The 22943-nt window shown below is 68.0% G+C and carries 22 protein-coding genes; 9 read left to right on the plus strand and 13 right to left on the minus strand.

What is annotated here, in order from left to right:
• Nucleotides 1-60: 60 nt before the first annotated feature.
• The 4 genes from ACJ7IV_RS12010 to ACJ7IV_RS12025 form a co-directional block, all read right to left on the minus strand.
• Entirely contained in the window at nt 61-729 is a 669-nt protein-coding gene (locus ACJ7IV_RS12010) for an alpha/beta hydrolase (RefSeq protein ID WP_483864589.1), read from the minus strand.
• Nucleotides 730-877: 148 nt separating this feature from the next.
• Nucleotides 878-1084 (minus strand): cold-shock protein, encoded by a 207-nt coding sequence (locus ACJ7IV_RS12015; protein ID WP_213312394.1) that lies wholly within the window; start codon nt 1082-1084, stop codon nt 878-880.
• A gap of 212 nt (nt 1085-1296) precedes the next feature.
• On the minus strand, nt 1297-2943 hold the full coding sequence (locus tag ACJ7IV_RS12020; RefSeq protein WP_483864590.1) for a GMC family oxidoreductase: 1647 nt from the start codon (nt 2941-2943) through the stop codon (nt 1297-1299).
• A 162-nt stretch (nt 2944-3105) separates the two neighbouring features.
• On the minus strand, nt 3106-4617 hold the full coding sequence (locus ACJ7IV_RS12025; protein WP_483864591.1) for a CoA-acylating methylmalonate-semialdehyde dehydrogenase: 1512 nt from the start codon (nt 4615-4617) through the stop codon (nt 3106-3108).
• Nucleotides 4618-4781: 164 nt separating this feature from the next.
• Between ACJ7IV_RS12025 and ACJ7IV_RS12030 the strand changes: the two genes are divergently transcribed.
• The 3 genes from ACJ7IV_RS12030 to ACJ7IV_RS12040 all read left to right on the plus strand — a co-directional run bounded on the left by ACJ7IV_RS12030 (nt 4782) and on the right by ACJ7IV_RS12040 (nt 7120).
• Nucleotides 4782-5690 carry a LysR family transcriptional regulator gene (locus ACJ7IV_RS12030; RefSeq protein WP_483864592.1) on the plus strand — a complete coding sequence of 303 codons (909 nt, stop codon included), beginning with the start codon at nt 4782-4784 and terminating at the stop codon, nt 5688-5690.
• A 75-nt stretch (nt 5691-5765) separates the two neighbouring features.
• Nucleotides 5766-6338, plus strand: a complete 573-nt coding sequence (locus ACJ7IV_RS12035) for a gamma-glutamylcyclotransferase (RefSeq protein ID WP_483864593.1) — start codon at nt 5766-5768, stop codon at nt 6336-6338.
• A complete protein-coding gene (locus ACJ7IV_RS12040) occupies nt 6338-7120 on the plus strand; it encodes a TSUP family transporter (protein WP_483864594.1) in 783 nt (260 codons plus the stop codon). The genes ACJ7IV_RS12035 and ACJ7IV_RS12040 overlap by 1 nt, the downstream gene beginning before the upstream one ends.
• Nucleotides 7121-7211: 91 nt before the next feature.
• Here the strand turns inward: ACJ7IV_RS12040 and ACJ7IV_RS12045 are convergent, their stop codons facing one another.
• Nucleotides 7212-7679, minus strand: coding sequence for a PepSY domain-containing protein (locus ACJ7IV_RS12045; RefSeq protein WP_161431379.1), 468 nt, complete (start codon nt 7677-7679; stop codon nt 7212-7214).
• Nucleotides 7680-7791: 112 nt separating this feature from the next.
• Between ACJ7IV_RS12045 and ACJ7IV_RS12050 the strand changes: the two genes are divergently transcribed.
• The 3 genes from ACJ7IV_RS12050 to ACJ7IV_RS12060 are packed head-to-tail and all read left to right on the plus strand — an operon-like array spanning nt 7792 to nt 10186.
• A complete protein-coding gene (locus ACJ7IV_RS12050; RefSeq protein ID WP_232913153.1) occupies nt 7792-8172 on the plus strand; it encodes a PepSY domain-containing protein in 381 nt (126 codons plus the stop codon).
• Entirely contained in the window at nt 8169-8840 is a 672-nt protein-coding gene (locus ACJ7IV_RS12055; protein ID WP_232913152.1) for a response regulator transcription factor, read from the plus strand. Before ACJ7IV_RS12050 ends, ACJ7IV_RS12055 begins: the two co-directional genes overlap by 4 nt.
• A complete protein-coding gene (locus ACJ7IV_RS12060) occupies nt 8837-10186 on the plus strand; it encodes a sensor histidine kinase (RefSeq protein ID WP_483864595.1) in 1350 nt (449 codons plus the stop codon). The genes ACJ7IV_RS12055 and ACJ7IV_RS12060 overlap by 4 nt, the downstream gene beginning before the upstream one ends.
• A 6-nt stretch (nt 10187-10192) precedes the next feature.
• On the opposite strand, the gene ACJ7IV_RS12065 is transcribed toward ACJ7IV_RS12060, so the two are convergent.
• The 6 genes from ACJ7IV_RS12065 to ACJ7IV_RS12090 form a co-directional block, all read right to left on the minus strand.
• Nucleotides 10193-11092, minus strand: coding sequence for a cation diffusion facilitator family transporter (locus tag ACJ7IV_RS12065; protein ID WP_483864596.1), 900 nt, complete (start codon nt 11090-11092; stop codon nt 10193-10195).
• 167 nt (nt 11093-11259) lie between these two features.
• On the minus strand, nt 11260-12063 hold the full coding sequence (locus ACJ7IV_RS12070) for an ABC transporter permease (protein WP_483864597.1): 804 nt from the start codon (nt 12061-12063) through the stop codon (nt 11260-11262).
• The gene (locus ACJ7IV_RS12075; protein ID WP_483864598.1) at nt 12060-12947 is read right to left on the minus strand and encodes an ABC transporter permease; all 888 of its coding nucleotides are present in this window, start codon (nt 12945-12947) and stop codon (nt 12060-12062) included. The genes ACJ7IV_RS12070 and ACJ7IV_RS12075 overlap by 4 nt, the downstream gene beginning before the upstream one ends.
• Nucleotides 12940-14115, minus strand: a complete 1176-nt coding sequence (locus ACJ7IV_RS12080; protein WP_483864599.1) for an ABC transporter ATP-binding protein — start codon at nt 14113-14115, stop codon at nt 12940-12942. Before ACJ7IV_RS12080 ends, ACJ7IV_RS12075 begins: the two co-directional genes overlap by 8 nt.
• A 24-nt stretch (nt 14116-14139) precedes the next feature.
• Complete coding sequence (locus tag ACJ7IV_RS12085; RefSeq protein WP_232913147.1) at nt 14140-15258, minus strand: substrate-binding domain-containing protein; 1119 nt, start codon at nt 15256-15258, stop codon at nt 14140-14142.
• A 178-nt stretch (nt 15259-15436) separates the two neighbouring features.
• Nucleotides 15437-16657, minus strand: coding sequence for an IS200/IS605 family accessory protein TnpB-related protein (locus ACJ7IV_RS12090; protein WP_483864600.1), 1221 nt, complete (start codon nt 16655-16657; stop codon nt 15437-15439).
• Here ACJ7IV_RS12090 and ACJ7IV_RS12095 point away from each other — a divergent pair.
• Both ACJ7IV_RS12095 and ACJ7IV_RS12100 read left to right on the plus strand, forming a co-directional pair.
• Complete coding sequence (locus ACJ7IV_RS12095) at nt 16656-17912, plus strand: ISL3 family transposase (protein ID WP_483864601.1); 1257 nt, start codon at nt 16656-16658, stop codon at nt 17910-17912. The two genes, ACJ7IV_RS12090 and ACJ7IV_RS12095, sit on opposite strands and share 2 nt — an antisense overlap.
• A gap of 447 nt (nt 17913-18359) precedes the next feature.
• Nucleotides 18360-20300 carry an alkaline phosphatase family protein gene (locus ACJ7IV_RS12100; protein ID WP_483864602.1) on the plus strand — a complete coding sequence of 647 codons (1941 nt, stop codon included), beginning with the start codon at nt 18360-18362 and terminating at the stop codon, nt 20298-20300.
• Here ACJ7IV_RS12100 and ACJ7IV_RS12105 read toward each other — a convergent pair.
• Nucleotides 20285-20758 (minus strand): phosphatidylglycerophosphatase A family protein, encoded by a 474-nt coding sequence (locus ACJ7IV_RS12105; protein WP_232913145.1) that lies wholly within the window; start codon nt 20756-20758, stop codon nt 20285-20287. The genes ACJ7IV_RS12100 and ACJ7IV_RS12105 overlap by 16 nt on opposite strands.
• The gene (locus tag ACJ7IV_RS12110) at nt 20758-21504 is read right to left on the minus strand and encodes a tellurite resistance TerB family protein (RefSeq protein WP_483864603.1); all 747 of its coding nucleotides are present in this window, start codon (nt 21502-21504) and stop codon (nt 20758-20760) included. Before ACJ7IV_RS12110 ends, ACJ7IV_RS12105 begins: the two co-directional genes overlap by 1 nt.
• Nucleotides 21505-21654: 150 nt before the next feature.
• On the opposite strand from ACJ7IV_RS12110, the gene ACJ7IV_RS12115 reads away from it, so the two are divergent.
• A complete protein-coding gene (locus ACJ7IV_RS12115) occupies nt 21655-22902 on the plus strand; it encodes a threonine ammonia-lyase (RefSeq protein WP_483864604.1) in 1248 nt (415 codons plus the stop codon).
• Nucleotides 22903-22943: the final 41 nt, after the last annotated feature.

Consider the following 22943-nt stretch of genomic DNA (forward strand, 5'->3'; position numbering starts at 1 on the left):
CAGGCGACGAGGCTGTCGAGGCGACCTTCGGCGACGCCCGTGGCGATCCTTACCGGCGCCTCAGCGCGCCAGGCGCTTGCCCAGCCAGTGGCCGATGTCCGCCACCTGCTGGGGGCAGACCGCATGCGCCATGGGATACTGGCGATAGTGGGCCGGGTAGCCCAGGCGCTTGACCGTCTCGAAGCCCGCCTTGCCCAGCGCCTCGGGTACCACCGGGTCGAAGCTGCCGTGGTGCACCTCGATGGGCAGCTCGCGGTTGGCCTCGGCCAGCTCGATGCTCTCGGCGGTGGCGAAGTAGGTGGAGAGCGCCAGCAAGCCGCCCAGAGGCTGGTCGAAGGAGAGTGCGGTCTGGTAGGCCACAGCACCGCCCTGGGAGAAGCCGGCCAGGATGATCCGGCGACTGTCGATGCCGAGACCGATCTGCTCGCGAACCAGCGCCTGGATACGCTGGGCCGAGGCCAGCAGCTGCGCCTCGTCGACACGACGGTCGAGGCTCATCTCCTTGATGTCATACCAGGCGGGCATCACCATGCCGCCGTTGATGGTCACCGGCAGACGCGGCGCATGGGGCAGGATGAAGCGCACGCTGGCATCGCCCGGCAGCGACAGAGCCGGTATCAGCGGCTCGAAGTCGCGACCATCGGCGCCCAGGCCATGGAGGATGAACACGCAGGCGTCGGCGGGCTTGTTGCCCTTGGGGTCGATGATCAGCTCACCGGGTTCGCTCATGGGAATTCGTCTCCAGCGGGGAAAGGGCATCACCCTAGCGCAATGCGCCGAGGCTGGCCATCGGGGCCAGGGATCCAGACAGCAGAAAGGCCCGCCGTGGCGAGCCTTTCATCGACTGCAGGGCAGTCACATCATGATCGATCGACGTTCAGTCGATGAGCTTGATGTTGGAGGCCTGGAGGCCCTTCTTGCCCTGAGTGACCTCGAAGGAGACCTTCTGGCCGTCCTGCAGGGTCTTGAAGCCGTCGGCCTGGATCTCGGAGAAGTGCGCGAACAGGTCGTCACCGTTGTCGTCCGGAGAGATGAAGCCGTAGCCCTTGGTGTCATTGAACCACTTGACGGTACCGGTAGCCATTATCGAATTCCTCTAATAGCGTTTTGATTTTGCCGGGTAATACCCGAGTTGCAGTGGGTAAAACAAGAAACGTTCCCGGGAAAATCGAGGCGCTAGAGCGTTCGATGCCTACCTGGGGTGTTACGACTTGCTAACCAACTGCGCGCAGCATGCGCCCTCGGCGGGCGCACGTCAAACACTATTTGCCTCGCGTGACCGGAAAGTGACACGGCTCACTCCCCGGCCAGGATCCAGCGGGCCGCCTTCTCGGCGATCATCAGCGTCGGCGAGTTGGTATTCCCGCTGGTGATGGTGGGCATCACGCTGGCATCCACCACTCGCAGCCCCGTCACGCCGCGCACCCGCAGGTGAGGATCCACCACCGCCATGGGATCGTCGTCACGCCCCATCCTGGCCGTGCCCACCGGGTGGAAGATCGTGGTGCCGATATCACCGGCCAGCCGCGCCAGGTCGTCGTCACTCTGGTACTCGAGCCCCGGCTTGAACTCCTCGGGGGAGTACCTGGCGAAGGCTGGCTGGGAGGCGATGCGCCGGGTGACGCGCAGCGAATCCGCTGCCACCTTGCGATCCTCGGGTGTGCTCAGGTAGTTGGGTGCGATGGCCGGCGCCTGGCGCGGGTCGGCGCTCTTGATGCGCACCGAGCCGCGGCTGGTGGGGTTGAGGTTGCAGACGCTGGCGGTGATCGCCGGGAAGTCGTGCAGCGGCTGCCCGAACGCCGGGAGACTCAGCGGCTGCACGTGATACTCGATATTGGGATGGGTGAACTCTTCGCTGCTGCGGGTGAAGGCGCACAGCTGGGAGGGCGCCATGCTCATGGGGCCGGAGCGCTTGAGCAGGTACTCCAGACCGATCATCGCCTTGCCCACCAGGGAGTTGGCCATGGTGTTCAGCGTCTTGGCCCCCTTGACCTTGTAGACCGAGCGGATCTGCAGGTGGTCCTGCAGGTTCTCGCCCACCCCGGGCAGGTCCACCACCAGCGGAATCTCGTGCTCGGCCAGCAACCCGGCCGGGCCGATACCCGAGAGCTGCAGCAGCTGGGGCGAGCCGATCGCCCCGGCGGCCAGGATCACCTCGCGCCCGGCGCGAGCCAGCGACTCCTTTCCACCGCTCAACACGCGCACCCCACTCGCCCTGGGCTCGCCGCCCTCGTCGGCGACCTCCAGCCCCAGCACCTGGGTGGAGTGCCACAAAGTCAGGTTGTCACGCTTCTCGGCCCCGCGCAGGAAGGCCTTGCTGGTGTTCCAGCGGAAGCCACGACGCTGGTTGACCTCGAAGTAGTCGACTCCCTCGTTGTCGCCGCGGTTGAAGTCTCGCGTGCGCGGGATGCCGGCCTCCACAGCCGCGGTGGCGAAGTCGTCGAGCACCTGCCACTTGAGGCGCTGTTTCTCCACCCGCCACTCGCCACCGTGGCCATGGAAGGCGGCGTGCTCGGGGTCGGCATCACCGTCCTCATCCAGGCGATGATGGTCCTCGTGGCGCATGAAGTCCGCCAGGCAGTTCTCCCAGCGCCATTCGGGCTCCCCGGTGAACTCGGCCCAGCCGTCATAGTCGCGGGCCTGGCCGCGCAGGTAGAGCATGCCATTGATGCTCGAACAGCCGCCCAGGGTCTTGCCCCGCGGGTAGATCAACGAGCGGCCGTTGAGGCCGTCGTCCGGCTCGGTGCGAAACCGCCAGTCGGTACGCGGGTTGTCGATGCAGTAGAGGTAGCCCACCGGGATATGGATCCAGTGGTAGTTGTCGCGGCCGCCCGCCTCGATCAGCAGCACCCGGTTGGCCGGGTCGGCGCTCAAGCGATTGGCCAGCAGGCAGCCGGCGGTGCCGGCTCCCACCACGATATAGTCGAATTCCTGTTCCGCCATGGCGTGCTCTCACGTCGCATTCTGCGCGAGGCTATCCCGGCGACAGCTATGCGAGGGGGCGCTGTGAACCCCTCCCTGGGTGCTACCGATGCCTTCCTTGGCATAGGACCCCCTCTTCAAGCTGCCCCCGGCGCCTCTCGCCTGGGCATTGGGTGGCCGGACCTACTTATGGGTCGGCATGGCGAACTCGGCACCGGCATCGATGGAGTCTGGCCAGCGCTGCATGATCGACTTCTGCTTGGTGTAGAAGCGTACGCCCTCCTCGCCGTAGGCGTGGGTGTCGCCGAACAGCGAGCGCTTCCAGCCGCCGAAGCCGTGCCAGGCCATGGGCACCGGAATCGGCACATTGATACCCACCATGCCCACCTGGATGCGCCGCCCAAACTCGCGGGCCACGCTGCCGCTCTCGGTGAAGCAGCTCACGCCGTTGCCGAACTCGTGGGCGTTGATCAGCTCGATGGCGGTGGCCACGTCCGGCACCCGCACGCAGACCAGCACCGGACCGAAGATCTCCTCCCGATAGATGGTCATCTCCGGGGTGACGTGGTCGAACAGGGTGCCACCCATCCAGAAGCCGTCGGCGCACCCTTCGCCGGTAGCCGAGGTGTCGAACTCGCGGCCGTCGACCACCAGCTCGGCGCCCTCCTCCACCCCCTTGGCGATGTAACCGGTGATGCGCTCGTGGGACTGGCGAGTGACGATGGGGCCCATCTCGGCATCCAGCTGCATGCCATCCTTCACCTTGAGTGCACGTGCTCGCTCGGCCAGGCGCGGCACCAGCTCATCGCCCACGCCGCCCACCAGCACCGCCACGCTAATCGCCATGCAGCGCTCGCCGGCGGAGCCATAGGCCGCGCCGATCAGCGCATCCACCGCCTTGTCGAAGTTGGCGTCGGGCATCACCACCATATGGTTCTTGGCCCCGCCCAGGGCCTGGACGCGCTTGCCATGGCGCGCGCCACGCTCGTAGATCAGGTTGGCGATGGGTGTGGAGCCGACGAAGGAGAGCGCACGCACCTCGGGGTGGTCGATCAGCGCTTCCACGCTCTCCTTGTCGCCCTGCACCACGTTGAACACGCCATCCGGCAGCCCGGCCTGCTTGAGCAGGTCGGCGATCATCAGCGAGGCGCTGGGGTCGAGCGGGCTCGGCTTGAGGATGAAACTGTTGCCGGTGGCGATGGCGACCGGGAACATCCACATCGGCACCATGGCCGGGAAGTTGAACGGGGTGATGCCGGCCACCACGCCCAGCGGCTGGCGCATGGTCCAGTTGTCGATGCCGCTGCTCACCTGCTCGGTGTAGTCGCCCTTGAGCAGCTGCGGGATACCACAGGCGAACTCGACGATATCGATGCCCCGGGCCACCTCGCCCTGGGCGTCGGTGAACACCTTGCCGTGCTCCCGGGTGATCGCCTCGGCCAGGGCGTCCTTGTTGGCGTTGAGCAACTCGAGGAACTTGAACAGCACCCGTGCACGGCGGATCGGCGGGGTATCGGCCCAGGCCGGAAAGGCGGCCGCGGCGGCGGCCACCGCGCCATCGACATCGGCGGCGCTGGCCAGGGCCACCTGGCCGGTGACCTCGCCGGTGGCGGGGTTGGTGACCGGCTGGGTACGGCCGGACTCGCCGCCTGAAATTCGGCCGTTGATATAATGCTGGATGCTGACTGTGCTCATGTCTCGCCTCGTCTTGTCGTGCGGGTATCCCCGGGGGATGGGACAGGGAGCCCGTATCAAGGGGATGCAACCCTTCCAGACTAGCGCGCCGCCGGCCGGGATCAATTGAGAAATCCAAAAGCACAGTATAAGTTTTACTGATATCACTCGAGCCGGAGCACCCCATGGTGGACCTCCAGACCCTGCGCGCCTTCGTCAGCGTGGCCCGCGAGGGCAGCGTCTCCCGCGCCGCCGAGCGTTTGCACCTGACCCAGCCAGCAATCAGCCTCAAGCTCAAGCAGCTCCAGCAGGAGATGGGGCTGACCCTTTTCCGCCGCCGCCCCCAGGGGCTTGCCCTCACCGAGGATGGCGAGGCGCTGCTGCCCGCCGCCGAGAAGGCGCTGGCCACTGCGGCTGCCTTCGAGCAGCAGGCCCGGGCGTTGCACAGCACCCTGCGCGGGCGACTGCGCATCGGCACCATCGTCGACCCCGAGTTCATCCGCCTGGGGGCCTTCCTGCACCGGCTGGTGGAACGCGCCCCGCAGCTGGAGACCGAACTGCACCATGGCATGAGCGGCAGCGTGCTGACACGCCTGGGCCGCGACGAACTCGATGTCGGTTTCTACCTGGCGCCGCTGGGCGAGGGGCCCGGTGAGCAGGCCGACACCATCGCCCACCGCGAGCTGACCCACTTCGACTATCGCGTGATCGCCCCGGCGGGCTGGGGCAGTCGCCTGGACGGGGCGGACTGGGTCCGGCTGGCCGGCCTGCCGTGGATCGTCACACCGCCCGACTCGGTGCATCACCGCCTGCTGGCGGGAGCGCTTGCCCCCCTGGGGCTCACGCCGCGTGGGGTGGCGCGTGTCGACCAGGAAGCCTGCATGCTCGACCTGGTGCGCGCCGGCGTGGGGTTGAGCCTGGCGCGGGATACCCTGGCCATGACCGAGCGCCAGGAGCGCGGCCTGGCGCTTGCCGAGGGGGTCCACCTGCCCTGCGCGCTCTGCTTCCTGTGGCCCCGGGGGCGCGAGGAGGAGCCAGTGATCGCCGAGGCCCTCTCGACCCTGGAGGCGGTCTGGGGACGCCCCGGCGCCTGAAGGTGCCTTCGACATAGCGCCGGCGGCGGCGCATCATGGACACTTTTCCGTCTAATGATCTCCACGACCCTACCCATGAGCCACGACACCACCCAACTGAATCGCCAGCGCAACCACTTCGCCGGCCACGACGCCATCTGGCTGTTCGGCTACGGCTCGCTGATCTGGAAGGCCGACTTTCCCTATATCGAACGCCGCCCGGCACATATCCACGGCTGGGTGCGGCGCTTCTGGCAGGGCTCCCACGACCATCGCGGCACCCCGGAGGCCCCCGGTCGGGTCGTCACCCTGGTACGCGAGCCCGGAGCGGTCTGCCACGGCATGGCCTACCGCATCACCCCCGAGGTGCTGGCGCCGCTGGATGTGCGCGAGAAGAATGGCTATCTGCGCGAGGTGACCACCCTGTGCTTCGACGATGCCGCCGGCGACCACGCAGAGGGGCTGGTCTACCTGGCCGGCGCCGACAACGCCGCCTACCTCGGCGATGCGCCGCTGGACACCATCGCCGCGCAGATCGCCACCGCCCACGGCCCCAGCGGTCCCAACCGCGACTACCTGGTCAACCTGGCGGCAGCGCTGCGCGCCCTCGACGTCGAGGATGACCACGTCTTCGCCCTGACCGCGCGGCTGCCCGGGGCGCGCGACTGATGGAAGCGCTCGCGGCCTGGCAGTATCTGGCAATCGCCCTGATCTTCGTGTGGAGCGGCTTCGTGCGCACCAGCCTGGGGTTCGGCGGGGCGGTGCTGTCGCTGCCCTTCCTGCTGCTGGTGCTCGACCAGCCGCTGGTGTTCCTGCCGATCATCGCCATCCAGCTGCTGATCTTCTCCAGCTGGATCGCCTGGAACGGCCATCGCCAGCTGGTGGCCGAGAACGGCGGCCGCCCGCCAGCCGAGGGCAACATCGACTGGGCCTACCTGTGGCGGGCCATGAAGGTGATGATCGTGCCCAAGCTGATCGGGGTGGTGGGCCTGCTGACCCTGCCCGGCCACATCATGACCGCTATCATCTTCGTGATCGTCATGGTCTACGCGGTGGGCTATGTGCTGGACAGGCCCTTTCGCAGCAACAGTCGCTGGGTCGATGCCCTGCTGCTGGCGCTGGGCGGCTACGTCAGCGGCACCTCGCTGATCGGCGCTCCCCTGATCGTGGCGGTATTCGCCACCCACGTAGCCACGCACCAGCTACGCGATACGCTCTTCGTGCTGTGGTTCATCCTGGTGCTGATCAAGATGGTCTCCTTCCTGATCGCCGGGGTCGACCTGCAACTTATCCACCAGCTGTGGCTGCTGCCCTGCGCCCTGGTGGGGCACCTGCTCGGCGAGCGCGCCCACCGCTACCTGGTGGGCAGCCGCGCCAACCTCTACTTCCGGGTGCTGGGTGCCGTGCTGATCCTGGTCAGCGTGGTGGGACTACTCACCTCCCTGCGCTGAGCGCCTGAATGGCAGAGGGCCCGGCGCATCATGAGCCGGGCCCTCCTTATCTACTCTTGAGTCGCTGGCCGGGAGGCGCCCCGGGAGCAGTTCAGTCGCGCTCGACCTCGAGCACCTCGCCGTCGCGGATCTTCACTTCCAGCTCACGGTCGTCGGCGTCGTAGCCCTCGATATCGATGCGGCCGTCACGCTCGGCCTGGAGCTCCTCGAACTCGGCCAGGCCCTCGGCCACGGCCAGCGCCATGGCGTCGCGCACCTCGGCCTCGGAGAGGCCCCAGGCACCGCCTTCGCGCTTCTTGCGCTCCTCCTTCAGGCTCTCGCCGCTGGCCAGGTCGAAGCTCACCTCGGCCTGCCACTCGTCATCGAGCCAACCCTCGACCTCAACACGGTCGTCACGCTTCACCTCGATCTCATCAAAGGTCTGGAAGCCGAAATCACCGGCCTGGGCCAACACCTCGTCGAGGCGCTCGGTCGCCAGGCGCTCATCCGCGGCCTGGGCCAGGGTAGCAGCGCCCAGCAGGGCGGCCAGGGAAGCGGTCAGGATCATCTTGCGTTGCATGGTGGTGTCCTCATCTCTGCGGGTTGCCGGGCCATTACACACCCCCTCACCTTGCCTGAAGGTGAAGGCAGCGTTCATGCTCTGTTCATGTTGCCCCTGGCACCCTGAGCCCATGCTGACACGACACCCCCACACTCGCCCTCACCTGCGTCCCCGGCTGACGCTGCTGGCCGGCCTGCTCGCAGGGCTGCTGGTACAGTTGGCCGCCTCGTCTGCGCCGGCCGAGGAGCACTGGCAGGATCTCCACGAGGCAGTACGCGAAGAGAGGATCGTGGCGCTGCCGAGCCTGCTCGACTGGCTGGAGGCGCGCTTTGAAGGCCAGGTGCTGGAGGTGGAACTGGAGCGCGACGACGGCCGCCTCGCCTACGAGATCGAGATGCTCGGCCCCGACGGCCAGGTGGTGGAGTTCGAGTTCGACGCCGAGAGCGGTGAGCTGGTCGGCATGGAAGGGGTGAAGATCGATGCCATGCGCCGCCGCGAGGTGACACCATGAAGGTGCTGCTGGTGGAGGACGACCGCGCCCTGAGCGATGCGCTATGCGAGGCGCTGGGCGAAGCCGGGCTGCTGATGGAACGAGCCGAGAACGGCGGCGAGGCGGACTTTCTGGTGCGCACCGAGGCCTACGACGCGGTGATCCTCGACCTGGGCCTGCCCGATGGCGACGGCAGCCGCTGGCTCGCCGACTGGCGCGAGGACGGCATCGAGCTGCCGGTGCTGGTGCTTACCGCCCGCACCCGCTGGGCCGACAAGGCCGCCGGCTTCTCGGCCGGCGCCGACGACTACGTCACCAAGCCCTTCGAGACCGCCGAGGTGCTGTTCCGACTGCGCGCCCTGGTCAGGCGCACCCACGGCCACGCCCATCCGGTGCTGAGGATCGGCGAGCTCGCCTTCGATACCCACAGCGGCAGCGTCACCCTGGCCGGCCGCCCCATCAGCCTGACCGCCCAGGAGTCGCGCCTGCTCGCCTACCTTGCCCACGCCGCCCCCCGGGTGGTCAGCCGCAGCGAACTGGCCGAGCACGTCTACGACCGCGACCACGAACCCGACTCCAACGTCATCGACGTGCAGATCAGCCGCCTGCGCCGCAAGCTGGGCGCGGCACGCATCGAGACGCTGCGCGGCCAGGGCTATCGCCTGGTCGACACCGACGGCGCGCCATGACTCCGCGCCGCCTCTCCCTGGCCAGCCGACTGATGCTGGCGACGCTGGCAATCCTGCTGGTCTCGCTGCCGCTCGCCGGCATCGCCCTCTCCCGCCACGTCCAGGCCACCGCCACCGCCGCCTTCGATGAGCGGCTGGAATCGCTGCTGCAGGTGGTGGTCGCCGGGCTGGCCTGGGACGAGGTCGCCGGCGAGCTGGTACTGCAGCGCGACCTGGGCGAGCCACGCTTCACCCGGGTTTTCTCCGGCTGGTACTGGCAGGCCAGCGACGGCGGCAATCACACCCTCGCCTCGCGCTCGCTATGGGACCAGCGCCTGGCCACGGCTTCCCACCCGGAGATCGCCTTCCGCGACCTGCCGGGGCCTCGCGGCACGCCGCTGCGGGCCATCGAGCGTGACATCCGCCTCGCCCCCCTGGCCGAGTCATTGCACGTCGCCGTGGCGATCTCCCGTGAGCCGCTGGACACCGAGATCGCCCGCTTCAACCGCCTGGTAGCGCTCTCCCTGGCCGGCCTGGGCGCGCTGCTGTTGGCCGCCCTGGCGCTGCAGATCCGCTGGGGGCTGGCACCGCTGCGCCGCCTGCGCGCCGATCTGCGCCGGGTGGAGGATGGCGAAGCCGAGCGCCTGGATACCCGCCTCCCGGAGGAGCTCGCCCGCCTGGCCGCAGCCATGAACGGCGTGCTGGAGCGCGACCGCCGATTGATGGCCCACGCCCGGCACGCCGCCGGCAACCTGGCCCACGCCCTGAAGACCCCGGTCAGCGTGCTGACCACCCTGGCCGACGGCATCGAGGAGCCACGCCGCCGCCGCATCCGTGACGAGCTGGCGCGCATCGACGGCGCGGTGCATCACCACCTCGCCCGCGCCACCGCGGCCGGCGACGCCGGCCTGGCGCCGCGCATTGCGGTGGGCGAGGTGCTTGCCCCGATCGTCGAGGGGCTGGGCCGGCTGGCCGAGCGCCGCGGCATCGCCCTGCACGCCGAGCTGCCGGAACCGCTGTACCTGCGCATGGATGCCCAGGACCTGCAGGAGCTGGTCGGTAACCTGCTCGACAACGCCCTGCGCTGGGCCGCGGGGCAAGTCCGTCTGAACGGTGGGGAGGAAGCCGGCGGGGTGTGGCTGGCGGTGGAGGACGACGGCCCGGGCATGGACGCGTCTCAGCGACAGGCCGCCATGGCCCGCGGGGCAAGACTCGACGAGCAGCGTTCGGGAAGCGGACTGGGGCTGGCCATCGTCAAGGACCTGATCGAGCTGCACGGTGGCCGCCTGAGCCTCGAAGAGGCCGCGATCGGCGGGCTGTGGGTTCGGCTCTGGCTACCCGGCAGCGCGCTGCGCGAGCAGCCCTGAGCTCCCTCACCTCCGTTCGTCGACGCAGTCGTTACGGTCCTCGACCTGGATGGTCGCGTGACGGATGCCGTAGCGCTCCACCAGCAGCGCCTTGATCGCCACCAGGGTCGCCTGGCGATCCTCCCCCGCCTCCACAGCGGCATGCAGCGAGACAAGGTGGCGCGCCGGCGTCAGCGACCAGATATGGACATGGTGGACGTCATGCACCGCCGGCAGCGCCTCGGGAATCTCCCGGCGCAGGGTCGCGGCATCGGGGTCGTGCGGTGAGCCCTCCAGCAGGATATGTCCCGCCTCGCGGGTCAGCTTCCAGGCGCTCCTGAGGATCAGGGCCGCCACCAGCAGCGACAGCAGCGGGTCGATGGGGGTCCAGCCGGTGGCCAGGATCACCAGGGCGGCGACGATGGCCGCCACCGAGCCGAGCAGGTCGCCCAGCACATGCAGGGCGGCACCACGCATGTTGAGGTTGTCGCGATCGCCGCCGTGGAGGATGCCGAACACCACCAGGTTCACACCAAGCCCCAGCACGGCGATGGTCAGCATGGTGCCGCCCATCACCTCTACCGGCGCAAGGAAGCGGCGCACCGCCTCGATGGCGATCCACACCACGATGGCGATCAGGGTGATGCCGTTGACGAAGGCGGCCAGCGTCTGCACCCGGTGGTAGCCGTAGCTGCGCCTGCCGTCTGCGGGCCGCTGACTGATCCAGGCGGCGAACCAGGCCAGCGCCAGGGCGGCGGTATCGGTGAGCATATGCCCGGCGTCGGCCAGCAGCGCCAGCGAGCCGGAGACGATGCCGCCCACCACCTCGGCAACCATGAAGCCGCCGGTGAGCAGGATCGCCCAGCTCAGCCGGCGCCGGCTGTCGTGGGCGTGATGGGCATGGTCATGGGAGTGATCGTGGGACATGGGGCCCTCCTGTGGCGGGCCCCCAGCATAGCATCGGTCCTGCCCCCGGGGCTTACCTGGGGGCAGGCCTACGGGGAGGCGCTGTGAACCCCTCCCTGGGCGCTACCGACGCCATCCCTGGCGTAGGACCTCCCCTTCGACCTGCCCCCAGCGCCCCTGCTATACACCTATACGCCTGCTACCCGTGCGGCCTCGCGGCGCCGCTTGAACTCATAGGCCGCCGCCAGCAGCACCGTCACCAGGATCAGGATCAGCCCCAGGGCGTTGACCGCCGGGGTCAGGCCGGTGCGCACCTTGGAGGCGATGTAGACCGTCAGGGTGGTGTCGTAGCCGACCACGAACAGCGAGGTATTGTAGTTCTCGAAGGACTGCAGGAAGGCGATCACCGCCGCCGAGAGGATCGCCGGGCGCAGGTAGGGCAGCAGGATGCGCCGGAACATCTGCCACTGGCTGGCCCCGAGGTCCAGGGCAGCGCGCTCCATGGTGCGGTCGAAGCGCTGCAGTCGGGCGGTGACCATCAGCATCACGTAGGCGGCGATGAAGGTGGCCTGGCCCACCACGGTGAGGAAGATGCCACCGCCCACGCCCCACTGGCGCCAGAAGATCAGCGTGGAGATGCCGATGATCACCCCCGGGGTCAGCAGCGGCGAGAGGATCAGCGCATAGAGGAAGGGCTTGGCGCGGCTCTGCACGGTGTTGAGGAACAGCGCCGTGGCGATGCCGATGGGCACCGCCAGCAGCAGCACGCCCGTGGCCACGATGGCGCTGTTGGTCAGCGCCTGCCACATGGCGCCATCGGCGGCGAGCTCGCCGAACCACTTCAGGGTGGTGCCGTCCCAGGGAGTCACGGTGGGGAAGCGGCTGCCGTTGAAGGTCGCCGCGCCCATGACGATCAGCGGCAGGAAGAGGTAGGCGAAGAAGACCCCCACGTAGAAGCGCAGGCCCCAACCGAGCAGCCGTTGCGAGCTCATCTGGCGATATCCCCCAGGCCGACCCGGAACACCTTCATGACCAGCGACATGAAGCCGATGCACAGTACCAGCAGCAGGAAGGCGTAGGCCGCCCCCTGGTTCCAGTTGCCGCCCTCGAAGAACCAGTTGTAGATGATCTGGGTGAACCAGCGGCTGCCCGGCGAGCCGAGCAGTGCCGGCACCGCATAGCTGCCGGCGGCCAGCATGAAGGTCATGATGCAGCCGGTGGCGATGCCCGGCTTGGCGTGGGGAATCACGATGCGCCGATGGGTGCGCAGCGTGCCGGCGCCCAGGTCCCGGGCCGCACGCACCTGGTTGTCGTCGAGGCTCTCGATGGCGTTGTAGAGCGGGAACACCATGAACAGGATATAGGCATAGACCATGCCCACCATCACCCCGCCATCACCGCTGAGGAAGCGGATGGGGCGGTCGATGAGTCCCAGCATCAGCAGCAGCTCGTTGAGCGGCCCGCGGAAGGCCAGGATGATGAACCACGAGTAGGTGCGCAGGATCTCGTTGATCCAGAAGGGAATGATCAGCAGCAGGATGCAGAGTACCGCCTGCCGCGGGGTGGCCACCTTGGCCAGGTACCAGGCCAGCGGATAGCTCACGGCGAGGGTCAGCAGGGTCACCAGCACGCTGGACCACAGCGTCTTGAAGAAGATGGCGCGGTGGATGTCGTTGGCGAACAGGGTGGCGTAGTTGGCCAGTGTCCAGCCATCCTCGGGGCCGCCGCGATGGTCGGGCAGCAGGTTGGGGCGCAGCGAGTAGTCGATCATCTGCAGCTGCGGCAGGGTCACCATCAGGATCAGCCAGATGCCCAGCAGCGCCAGGATGGCCGCCGACAGGGGGCCACCGAAGCGGGCGGCGAGCTGTCTAAACATCTGCTGCCTCCACCACCTCGCCGGTGGCTTCGTCCACCCGCGGGCCGTCATCCCGGGGCAGCACCACCGTCTCGGCGGGATCATAGCCCAGGGTGATCGCCTCGCCGGGCACCAGTGCATCGGCGAAGCTTCGCGACACCTCGCTGCCCAGCTGAACCCGCAGCGCCTCGCCGGAACCCGCGAGGCGTGCCTGCACCATCAGCCAGGCGCCCTCGAAGCTGACCGACTCGACCTCCGCGACCAGGGTCGAACCACCCATGTAGGCATCGCCGGAAGTGCCGGCGGCCACTGGACGCAGCTGCTCGGGGCGCACATAGAGCGCCACCTCCGCGCCACCGCCCAGGCTCGCCTCGTCACCCACACGGCCCTCCAGCTCACCCAGGGTCCCGGCATCCAGGCGCACCCGCTCACCCAGGCGGTCGATCACCCTCGCCTCGATGCGGTTGTTCTCGCCGACGAAGGCCGCCACGAAGCCGGTGGCCGGCTGGCGATAGAGGGTCATGGGATCGGCCACCTGCTGCAGGCGGCCCGCCGACATCACCGCCACCCGATCGGACATGGTCAGGGCCTCACCCTGGTCATGGGTGATGTAGATGAAGGTGATGCCGGTCTTGCGCTGGATCGCCTTGAGCTCGCTGCGCATATGCTGGCGCAGCTTGAGGTCCAGCGCCGAGAGTGGCTCGTCGAGCAGCAGCACCCGTGGCTCCACCGCCAGCGCCCGGGCGATGGCCACGCGCTGCTTCTGGCCGCCGGAGAGCTCGGTGACCCGGCGCGACCCTACGCCCTCGAGCGCCACCAGCGCCAGCAGCCGTTCGGCGGTGGCGCGGCGGGTGCGGCGGGTGCGGCGGTCGACCCCGCGCACCTCGAGGCCGAACTCGATGTTCTCGAACACCGTCATCAGCGGAAAGAGCGCCAGGTTCTGGAAGATCATCGCCGTGGGGCGGCGATTCACCGACACCCCGGCCATGGGCTCGCCACCGATCGATACCCGGCCCTCGCTGGGCGTCAGGAAGCCGCCGATCATGTTGAGCAGGGTGGTCTTGCCACAGCCCGAGGGGCCGAGGAAGCTGAAGAACTCCCCCGAGCCGATCTCGAGCGACGTCTTGTCGATGGCGGTGAAGTCGCCGAAGCGCATCACCACTTCCTCCAGGCGGACGCTGCCGTCCATGGTCACCTCGCGGTCGAGCATTCGTCAGGCGGACAGATAGCGGTCCTGGTACTCGTTGCGCAGCGCCACGTACCAGGGCTCCTGGATCGGCCACCACCACAGGTTCTCGAGATCCTGCTCGGTGTAGGAGTCGGTGAAGAAGTTGCGCGTCGCCTCGGGCAGCAGCTCGGTGGCGCCCTTGGAGGTGGAGTTGTAACCGGTGGCCTCGACGAACATGGCGCCGGCCTCGGGGGTGTAGTACCAGTTGATCAGCTCGTAGACGGCATCCGGGTTGCGGGCATTCTTGGGGATGACGAAGCCCTCCATCCACGCCAGGGCGCCCTCCTTCGGCGCGCCGTAGGCAATATCGTCGCCCTCCTGGATCAGGCGGAAGGCGGTAGAGTCCCAGGTCTGGCCGATGATGGCCCCGTTGGTCCGGAAGGCGGCCTGGGCCTCGTTCTCGGTGTTCCAGAACTGCACCAGCAGCTCCTTGTGCTTGACCGCCTCCTCGAGGATGACATCGAAGTTGGCGCGCATCGCCTCCTCGCTGCGGTAGGAGTCGAGCAGCGGGTGGGGCAACCTGCCCTCACGCTCCAGCCACAGGCCGATCCCCACCAGCGCCGAGTGGCCGCGCACCGTGACGCCCTGGCCGTGCTCGGGATTCCACAGGTCGGCGTAGCTGAGGTTGGCGCGGTCGATATCGGCGTAGCGGCGGTGCCAGGTGATTGCCTCGGTGCCCCAGTCGCTGGGCGCGAAGTAGCGCTTGCCATCCACCACTCCGCCGGTCTCGGAGCCCGAGATGGCGCTGTCCAGGGCGCCGCTCCAGTTGATACGCGACTCGTCCAGCGGCTGGATGAGGTCGTAGTCGAGATAGCCCGGCACCCGGTCCACGGTGGGCATGATCACGTCGAAGCCCTCGCCGGCACTGGCGCGCAGCGAGTTCATCAGCTCGTCGTTGGTGCCATAGGGAGTGAAGGTCGCCGGGATGCCGGTCTTGTCGGTGAAGTCGGCCAGCATGGCGTCGTTGAAGTAGCCCGCCCAGGCGTAGATGCGCAACGGCTCCTGCTGGGCCAGGGCCCGATTGATATAGAAGGGAGTCGGCAGTGTGGCGGCCGCACCGGCGGCCAGCGAGCCCTGCAGGAAGCGGCGACGGGTGATCGACATGGAAAATTCTCCTCGAGCGGTGGGGTCCGAAGATGGTGCGACGTGCCGTACCCTTATGTCGCCCGGCCGTGACAGCCGGATGACGCCGACATGACGCCTGCATGACCGTTCAATCTGAATCTCCAATGTAGGCGATTCCCCACACCTCGCCAGTGGGACGCGTGAACACTCCCACACATCATGCGACGCATTGATGCGGGGCTTCAGGCTCTCGCCGCCAGAGCGTTGAGAGCGTGACCGGTGTTCTCGGTTTGCCAGGGGAGCTTCTGCCCGCTGACAACTGCCCGTCCTTGCGGCGGGTCAGCTTGTGTTTCCAAGCCCAATAGCGGGCACCGATGTTGTAGCTGGCGTTGAGGTCAGCGTTGTACTGCTTGCCGTTCGGAAAGGTAGCCAGTTCGTGCTGTGCCTTGTCCCGCTTGACGCGACCCGAGCCATCGAAAGCCCAGGAAGACGTGCCCCGGGCATAGACGTAGACAACCCGACCACCCGCCTCGGCCATTTTCTGCTCGATCAGCGTGGCCAGCCAGCGATGCAGCCACTGATGAAAGCGCTGGCGAAGTCCCGACCGCTTCTTGCCAGCCTTGGGGCGCCCGCCCTTCAGGTCTTCCAGCACGATCACATCGGCTCCCTGTGCCAGTGCGAAGTCGACCAGTCGACGGGAGGTCTGCTGGGCGATGTCCTCGTTGATGTGCTGGGCCTTGCGATACCATGTCCGCCCGAACCCTTTCGAGAGCCTGGCGGTCTTGCGCGCCTTGCGGCGAATCAGCGTGGCGCGCTTGTCGCGACGGTCTATGTCCGCGGCGGGGTGGAAGAATCCACGCGCTGCGACAGTGCCGTCCGGTGTCACGATGCTGGCCGTGGCCAGCGTATTGATCCCCACGTCCACGGCGCATACGCGCTGCTGGTCAGGGAGGGATTGAGGCGCCAACGCCACCGGCACCGCCAGGTGGCAGCGTCGATTGAGCACCAGGGTGGGCGACTTCACCGTGCCGAGAAGATGGCGCTGACGTACCGCCTTGATCGCCACGTTATGCCACAGCCACTCCTTGCCATCCCACAGCTTCAGGCTGGCGGTGGTGAAGTCGGCATCGAACTTGACCAACTGCCCGCGATACATCGCCGGATAGCAGCCGGCCACGGGGTTGAAGCGCGGTGGCTGGGCATTTTTCCGCTGGCGATCTCCCGACTGCCAGGCCCAATAGCGGGTCAGGTAGCTCGATACCTGGCCCTTGACGAACTCGATGGCGGCTCGGCGCAGGTAAGACGGAAACTTATAGAAACGCTTGGCGAAGTAGTGGTGGCGAGGCGAGGGATTTTTAGGCTCTTCGTCGTTGGGTGTGGAATTCGCCCCCTGAGCTGGGCCAGGATATGGCCTCCACGACGACAGGAGGCATGGCATGGACGGCACCCAGATTCTGACCCTCGGCCTGGGCCTGGAAGCGCCCTGGATCCTCAAGGACCAGCACCTGGATACCGCCGTGTCACCCCACCGGCTGGACCTCTACGTCGAGGCCGAGCGGGGCAGCCTCTACCCCTGTCCTGACTGCGGCAAGGCCTGCCCGGCTCACGACTTCGCCGACAAGACCTGGCGGCATCTGAACTTCTTCCAGCACCACTGCTACCTGCATGCTCGCGTGCCGCGTACCAAGTGCCCGGTGCATGGCGTCAAGCGTATCGAGGTCCCTTGGGCGCGGCCGGGCAGCGACTTCACCCTGCTGTTCGAGCAAGCCGCCATGTCGTTGGTCAAGGAGATGCCGGTGCTGGCCGTCTCCCGGCAGCTGGAGATCTCCGACAAGCGGCTGTGGCGCATCGTGCATCACTACGTCGGTCGGATGCTGGGGGAGCTGGACCTGTCCAAGGTGGCCACCGTCGGTGTTGATGAAACCGCCTCCCGGCGCGGCCAGCGCTATGTGACGGTGTTCCTCGATATGCAGCGCAAGCAGGAGCCGGTGATCTTCGCCGTCCCCGGCCACGGCAAGGACACCATCAAGGCCTTCAGCGCCTTCCTGGCGGCTCATGGCGGCGATCCGGACAACGTGGCCGAGGTCGTCTGTGACATGTCACAGGCCTTCCTGAGCGGCGTGGCCGAGCATCTTCCCAGGGCCGAGGTCACGGTCGACTGGTTTCATATCGTGCAGACCTTCACCAAGCGGCTGGACGAGGTACGCAAGAAGGAGCGCCGGGAGCAGGGACACCCCAAGTCGCTGCGCTGGGCCCTGCTGAAGAGCCTGGAAAACGAGAACCTGACGCCCAAGCAGCTGGCGGCGCTCCAGGAACTGGTGGCTGACCAGAGCGCCACGTCCGACGCCTGGGTGATCAAGGAGAAGCTGCGCTGGATCCAGAAGGCCCCGACACCGCGAGCGGCCCGGTGGCGTATCACGAACTACCTCAAGGTCATGAAGGCGGCGGTCTCGGAGAAGCCACTGCTGAAGTCCATGGGAAAAGCTCTGGAGACGCTGGAGCGGCACACCGACGCGGTGGTCAGGCGCTGGATCTCGGGGCTGACGAACGCGCGACTGGAAGGGATGAACGGCTTGTTCCAGGCGGCTCGTTCACGCGCACGCGGCTACCGGAACGAGGCCAACTTCATCGCCATGATCTACCTGATTGGTAGCCCAGTGGGCCGCCTGTTCGATCAGGCCAAATCCACGTGAAGTGACGAAGAACCGATTTTTACTGGTGGGGTGCATCAGCCGCTCCACGGCAGCGGCAAAGCTGGAGGCCTGCTGCAGCGACGGCCAGTTGGCCAGGACCACCACCGACAACGCACGGCAGAACTGACGGTACTCCGCCAGCGTCAAACGCATCAGGTGTCGCTGCTGCGTCGTGGCTTGTAGTGGCCACTTGTCCGTGCGAATCATGGTTCGAGTCATGGAAAAAGCCTAAGCCATTACCTGATATTTACCCAGTATTTGCCTTGACGTTCGCCAAGGCTCGCCGCTTAACTAGCGCATCACGCTTCGCGTCGATACGTAGGATGCGCGGCTGACTGGCTCAACGCGGCGCTTGCCGAGGTCCAACACATAAGCGAGGGTGGAACCTCGGCCCCGCGCGCCTGTCGGTGACGGGGTGCCCCAAGGAAACCGCAGACGATCTCGCCCATGGACGACGCTACCCTCCCCGCTGTGCTCGCCGGCCCGCTGCTGCGCCGCCTGGCACCCGACCGCCTGGTGCTGTGGCTAGCGGCGAGCCGCCCCCTCGCGCTGACCCTCGCCCTCACCCCGGCCGGCGAGGGGACGCGACGGCTGTCTCTGGACGACCACTGCCGGCGGGTGCCGGTGGGGCGCCACGCCTGGCTACATCTGATCGACCTGCCCCTCGAGACGCCGCTGCCGACCGACACCCTGATCGCCTACGACCTGCGCCTGCGCGACGCTGAGCGCCACCACGAGGGCGAAGGCGAGCGGAGCATCGCCGACTGGGGCGACCACCTGCTCGACGCCGAGGGCGAGCTCCCCGCCTTCGTGCTGGCCGACCGCCACCACCGGCTGCTGCACGGCTCCTGCCGCAAGCCCCACCACGACGGCGGCGACGGCCTGGTGCGCGCTGAAGCGTGGCTGGCCGAGCACCGCGAGGCCCCCGAGGAGCGCCCCGCCTGGCTGCTGATGACCGGCGACCAGGTCTACGCCGACGATGTCGCCGGCCCCATGCTGGTGGCCATCCATGCCCTGATCCGCCGCCTTGGGCTGTTCGACGAATCGCTGGAGGGCGCCGTGGTGGCCGACAGCCGGGCGCTGCATGGCGAGGCCGCCCATTACTACGATCGCGAATCGTTGCTGCCCGACGTGAAGAGCAGCGAGAACCTGCGCGAGCGCTTCTTCGGCGGGGTGCGCAAGCCGGTGTTCACCTCGGCCAACGCCCACAACCACCTGGCCACCTTCGCCGAGGTGGTGGCCATGTACTTGCTGGTGTGGTCACCCACGCCCTGGGAACTGATCGAGGTGGCAACGCCCGCGCTGGATGACAAGCACGCCGCTCTGTTCGCCGAGCAGCACGCGGTGATCGAGCGCTTCGTGGCCGGCCTGCCGGCCGCCGCGCGGCTGCTGGCGCGGCTACCGACCCTGATGATCTTCGACGACCACGACATCACCGACGACTGGAATCTCACCGCCGACTGGGAGCGCACCGCCTACGGCCACCCCTTCTCACGGCGCATCATCGGCAACGCCCTGCTCGGCTACCTGCTCTTCCAGGGCTGGGGCAATGCCCCCGAGCGCCTGGCCGAGCCGCTGGATGAGTGCGCCCGGCTGCTGCAGGACGCCACGGCGAACGACGGCTGGCTCGACGGCGATGCCCTGGATGCCGTGATCCGGCGCCTGCTGCGCTTCGAGGGCTGGGAGTACCAGATCCCGGGAGACCCGCCGCTGGTGGTGCTCGATACCCGCACCCGGCGCTGGCGCAGTGAACGCAGCCCGAAGCGACCCTCGGGGCTGATGGACTGGGAGGCGCTGAGCGACTTCCAGCAGGCGCTGCTCGGCCACCCCTCGGTGATCATCGTGTCTCCGGCGCCAATGTTCGGCGTCAAGCTGATCGAGGTCATCCAGAAGCTGTTCACCCTGGCCGGCAGGCCGCTGCTGGTGGACGCCGAGAACTGGATGGCCCACCGCGGCGCGGCCAGCGTGCTGCTCAACATCTTCCGCCACTCGCGCACCCCGGGGAACTACGTCATCCTCTCCGGCGACGTGCACTACTCCTTCGCCTACGACATTCACATCCGCCAACGTCGCCAGGGCCCGCGGCTGTGGCAGATCACCTCCAGCGGCATCAAGAACGCCTTCCCCGATACCCTGCTCGACTGGTTCGATCGCCTGAACCGCTGGCTCTACGCGCCTTGGTCACCGCTCAACTGGTTCACCAAGCGCCGCCGCCTGGCCATCACACCCCGCGACCCCGACCGCGCCAAAGCCGGCGAGCGGCTCTGGAACGGCAGCGGGATCGGCCTGGTCGACTTCGACACCCAGGGCCGCCCCCACGCGATTCGCCAGCTCGACGCCCGGGGCTTCGATGTCAGCTTCCCGCCGGCGGCTCAGGACGACGCCTGACGCCGGCGCCACAGGATGAGGCCGCCCGCCATCACCAGCCAGGTCATGGCCGCAGCGATGACGTCGTCGAGCACGATGCCGGCACCGCCCGGCACCGCCTCGGCCAGACTCACCGGCGGCGGCTTGGTGGCGTCGACTACCCGGTAGACCACGAAGGCAGAGGCCATCGCCCAGGGCTGGCGGGCTGCCGCCTGGCCCAGCACCGCCACCGGGAAGGCGACGATCTCGTCGAGCACGATGCGGCCATCATCCTTGCCGCCCAGTTCCTGCTCGACCAGGTGACACACAGGCACCGCAGCGAGCAGCAGTACCAGCGTCACCGCGATCTGTACCCGCCGGGTGCGGCCCAGCAGCCACCAGGCCAGCGGCAGCCCAAGCAGCGACCCGACGGTACCCGAGGCCCAGGGCGAGAGCCCCAGGCCGAAGCCGGTGGCCAGCGCCATCAAGGGCTCGACCATCAACCGGCCTCCCGGGCCTGGTACTCCAGTTCGGCGGTGACCTCGCCGGGCAGCGCCAGCGCGCGACCCAGTTGGTCGAGCCAGGCGCGCTCCATGGCGTTCTGCTCGTCGACCACCGCCACGCTGATCAGGTACATCTCGCGGGCAGCCTGGGGCGAATCGACCTGGGCCGCCAGTGCCTCGGCGTCCAGCGGCGCCTGGAGCTGACGCTCCACCCAGGCGTGCAGTTCGCTGTCCGCGCCCAGGGCGTCGATCTGGCCGGCGATCAGCTCACGCTCCTGGTCATCGATATGGCCGTCGGCGCGGGCCGCCATGATCATCGCCTGCAGCAGCTCCAAGCTGCGCTGCTCGCGGGCCTGACCGGCCAGTCGCTCCACCGGCTCGCCCTCGGCGGGCGATTCGCCCTGCTGCCCACCGGCAGCGCCGCGGGAGTTCTGCCACGCCTTCCAGGCCAGCATCCCCACCCCGGCGATGGCGCCATACTTGAGGGCCTTGCCACCCAGTTTGCGGCCGCGCTTGGAGCCCACCAGCAGTCCCAGGGCACCGCCACCCAGCAGGCTCTTGACGTCGAATCCTGAGCCACCGCCCTGGCCGGACCTGGTCTCGCCACCGCCCAGCTGGCGGGAGAGGCCGTCGAGCATGCCCTTGATATCCAGGCCGGAACCGCCCTGGCTACCGCCGGAAGAGTTGCCGGACTGGCCGCCGGCCTGCTGCATCAACTGTTCCAGTATCTTGCTGGCGTTCATCGCGCTCTCCTCATAACCACACACAGGAATGTATCGAGAGGGACTCTATCCCAGGCGCCAGGGTTTCGACATGCGTCTCGCCATGCATTTCGACATCAACTCTGCGAACACGCATCATGAAAGCTGGACCAGAACAGGAGCCGCCCCGCCATGAGTGTGACCCTCGACGACATCCGTAGCGCCGCCGAACGCATTCGGGGCAGCGTGGAGCGCACGCCCTGCCTGCTGTCGCATACCCTGTCACGCATCACCGGCTGCGAGCTCTACATCAAGTTCGAGAACCACCAGTTCACCGCCGCCTTCAAGGAGCGCGGGGCGCTCAACCACCTGCTGGCACTCTCCTCCGAGGAGCGTGCCCGCGGCGTCATCGCCATGTCGGCCGGCAACCACGCCCAGGCGGTGGCCTACCACGCCGCCCGGCTGGGCATCCGCGCCACCATCGTCATGCCGCGCCATACCCCCAACCTCAAGGTACACAACACCCGCCGGCTCGGCGCGGAGGTGCATCTCGAGGGCGAAGGCGTCGCCGAGGCCGGCGACTTTGCCCACCGCCTCGCGGCCGAGCGCGACCTCGTCTTCGTGCACCCCTATGACGACGAACGCATCATCGCCGGGCAAGGCACCATCGCCCTGGAGATGCTCGAGGACGCCCCGGACCTCGACGCCCTGGTGATCCCCATCGGGGGCGGTGGACTGATCAGCGGCAACGCCATCGCCGCCACCGAGCTCAAGCCCGGCATCGAGATCGTGGGTGTGCAGACCAAGCGCTTCCCCGCCATGCAGCAGGCCCTGGCCGGTGAGGAGATCCACTGCGGGCTGGCCACCCTGGCCGAGGGCATCGCGGTCAAGCAGCCCGGCAAGCTGACCCTGCCCATCGTGCGCGAGCGGGTGCGCGACATCGTGCTGGTGGACGAGCCCGAGATCGAGCGCGCCATCCTGCTGCTGCTGGAGATCGAGAAGAGCGTGGCGGAAGGCGCCGGCGCCGCGGGGCTCGCCGCGGTGCTGGCCGACCCCGAACGCTACCGCGGACGCAAGGTGGGGCTGATCCTGTGCGGCGGCAACATCGACATGCTGGCGCTCTCCTCGGTGATCCAGCGCGGCCTGGTGCGGAGTGGGCGCATCGTGCGCGTGCGCGTGGCGATTCCCGACGTGCCCGGCGCCCTGGCCGAGCTGACGCGGCAGCTCGCCGAGCAGCACGCCAACGTCATCCATATCGCCCACCACCGCACCTTCACCGACCTCTCGCTGCGCGCCACCGAGGTGGAGGCCACCCTGGAGACCCTCGGCAGCGACCACACCCGGGAGGTGATCGAGGCGCTGCGTCGGGATGGCTACGACCCGGTGCTGCCCGCCAACGAGGTCCATCCGGACGAGCGCTGGGCCGGCAGCGAGGGGTGAGCGGCCTTACCCCTTGGAGGCATGGCGCCCTTGGGCCTTCC

The sequence above is a fragment of the Halomonas sp. C10-5 genome (genome assembly GCF_057169305.1).

What these genes read in the sequence shown, in the direction of transcription:
- ACJ7IV_RS12010 (WP_483864589.1), bottom strand. Translation starts at nt 729, where the DNA reads ATGAGCGAACCCGGTGAGCTGATCATCGACCCCAAGGGCAACAAGCCC.
- ACJ7IV_RS12015 (WP_213312394.1), bottom strand. Translation starts at nt 1,084, where the DNA reads ATGGCTACCGGTACCGTCAAGTGGTTCAATGACACCAAGGGCTACGGC.
- ACJ7IV_RS12020 (WP_483864590.1), bottom strand. Translation starts at nt 2,943, where the DNA reads ATGGCGGAACAGGAATTCGACTATATCGTGGTGGGAGCCGGCACCGCC.
- ACJ7IV_RS12025 (WP_483864591.1), bottom strand. Translation starts at nt 4,617, where the DNA reads ATGAGCACAGTCAGCATCCAGCATTATATCAACGGCCGAATTTCAGGC.
- ACJ7IV_RS12030 (WP_483864592.1), top strand. Translation starts at nt 4,782, where the DNA reads ATGGTGGACCTCCAGACCCTGCGCGCCTTCGTCAGCGTGGCCCGCGAG.
- ACJ7IV_RS12035 (WP_483864593.1), top strand. Translation starts at nt 5,766, where the DNA reads ATGAGCCACGACACCACCCAACTGAATCGCCAGCGCAACCACTTCGCC.
- ACJ7IV_RS12040 (WP_483864594.1), top strand. Translation starts at nt 6,338, where the DNA reads ATGGAAGCGCTCGCGGCCTGGCAGTATCTGGCAATCGCCCTGATCTTC.
- ACJ7IV_RS12045 (WP_161431379.1), bottom strand. Translation starts at nt 7,679, where the DNA reads ATGCAACGCAAGATGATCCTGACCGCTTCCCTGGCCGCCCTGCTGGGC.
- ACJ7IV_RS12050 (WP_232913153.1), top strand. Translation starts at nt 7,792, where the DNA reads ATGCTGACACGACACCCCCACACTCGCCCTCACCTGCGTCCCCGGCTG.
- ACJ7IV_RS12055 (WP_232913152.1), top strand. Translation starts at nt 8,169, where the DNA reads ATGAAGGTGCTGCTGGTGGAGGACGACCGCGCCCTGAGCGATGCGCTA.
- ACJ7IV_RS12060 (WP_483864595.1), top strand. Translation starts at nt 8,837, where the DNA reads ATGACTCCGCGCCGCCTCTCCCTGGCCAGCCGACTGATGCTGGCGACG.
- ACJ7IV_RS12065 (WP_483864596.1), bottom strand. Translation starts at nt 11,092, where the DNA reads ATGTCCCACGATCACTCCCATGACCATGCCCATCACGCCCACGACAGC.
- ACJ7IV_RS12070 (WP_483864597.1), bottom strand. Translation starts at nt 12,063, where the DNA reads ATGAGCTCGCAACGGCTGCTCGGTTGGGGCCTGCGCTTCTACGTGGGG.
- ACJ7IV_RS12075 (WP_483864598.1), bottom strand. Translation starts at nt 12,947, where the DNA reads ATGTTTAGACAGCTCGCCGCCCGCTTCGGTGGCCCCCTGTCGGCGGCC.
- ACJ7IV_RS12080 (WP_483864599.1), bottom strand. Translation starts at nt 14,115, where the DNA reads ATGGACGGCAGCGTCCGCCTGGAGGAAGTGGTGATGCGCTTCGGCGAC.
- ACJ7IV_RS12085 (WP_232913147.1), bottom strand. Translation starts at nt 15,258, where the DNA reads ATGTCGATCACCCGTCGCCGCTTCCTGCAGGGCTCGCTGGCCGCCGGT.
- ACJ7IV_RS12095 (WP_483864601.1), top strand. Translation starts at nt 16,656, where the DNA reads ATGGACGGCACCCAGATTCTGACCCTCGGCCTGGGCCTGGAAGCGCCC.
- ACJ7IV_RS12090 (WP_483864600.1), bottom strand. Translation starts at nt 16,657, where the DNA reads ATGCCATGCCTCCTGTCGTCGTGGAGGCCATATCCTGGCCCAGCTCAG.
- ACJ7IV_RS12100 (WP_483864602.1), top strand. Translation starts at nt 18,360, where the DNA reads ATGGACGACGCTACCCTCCCCGCTGTGCTCGCCGGCCCGCTGCTGCGC.
- ACJ7IV_RS12105 (WP_232913145.1), bottom strand. Translation starts at nt 20,758, where the DNA reads ATGGTCGAGCCCTTGATGGCGCTGGCCACCGGCTTCGGCCTGGGGCTC.
- ACJ7IV_RS12110 (WP_483864603.1), bottom strand. Translation starts at nt 21,504, where the DNA reads ATGAACGCCAGCAAGATACTGGAACAGTTGATGCAGCAGGCCGGCGGC.
- ACJ7IV_RS12115 (WP_483864604.1), top strand. Translation starts at nt 21,655, where the DNA reads ATGAGTGTGACCCTCGACGACATCCGTAGCGCCGCCGAACGCATTCGG.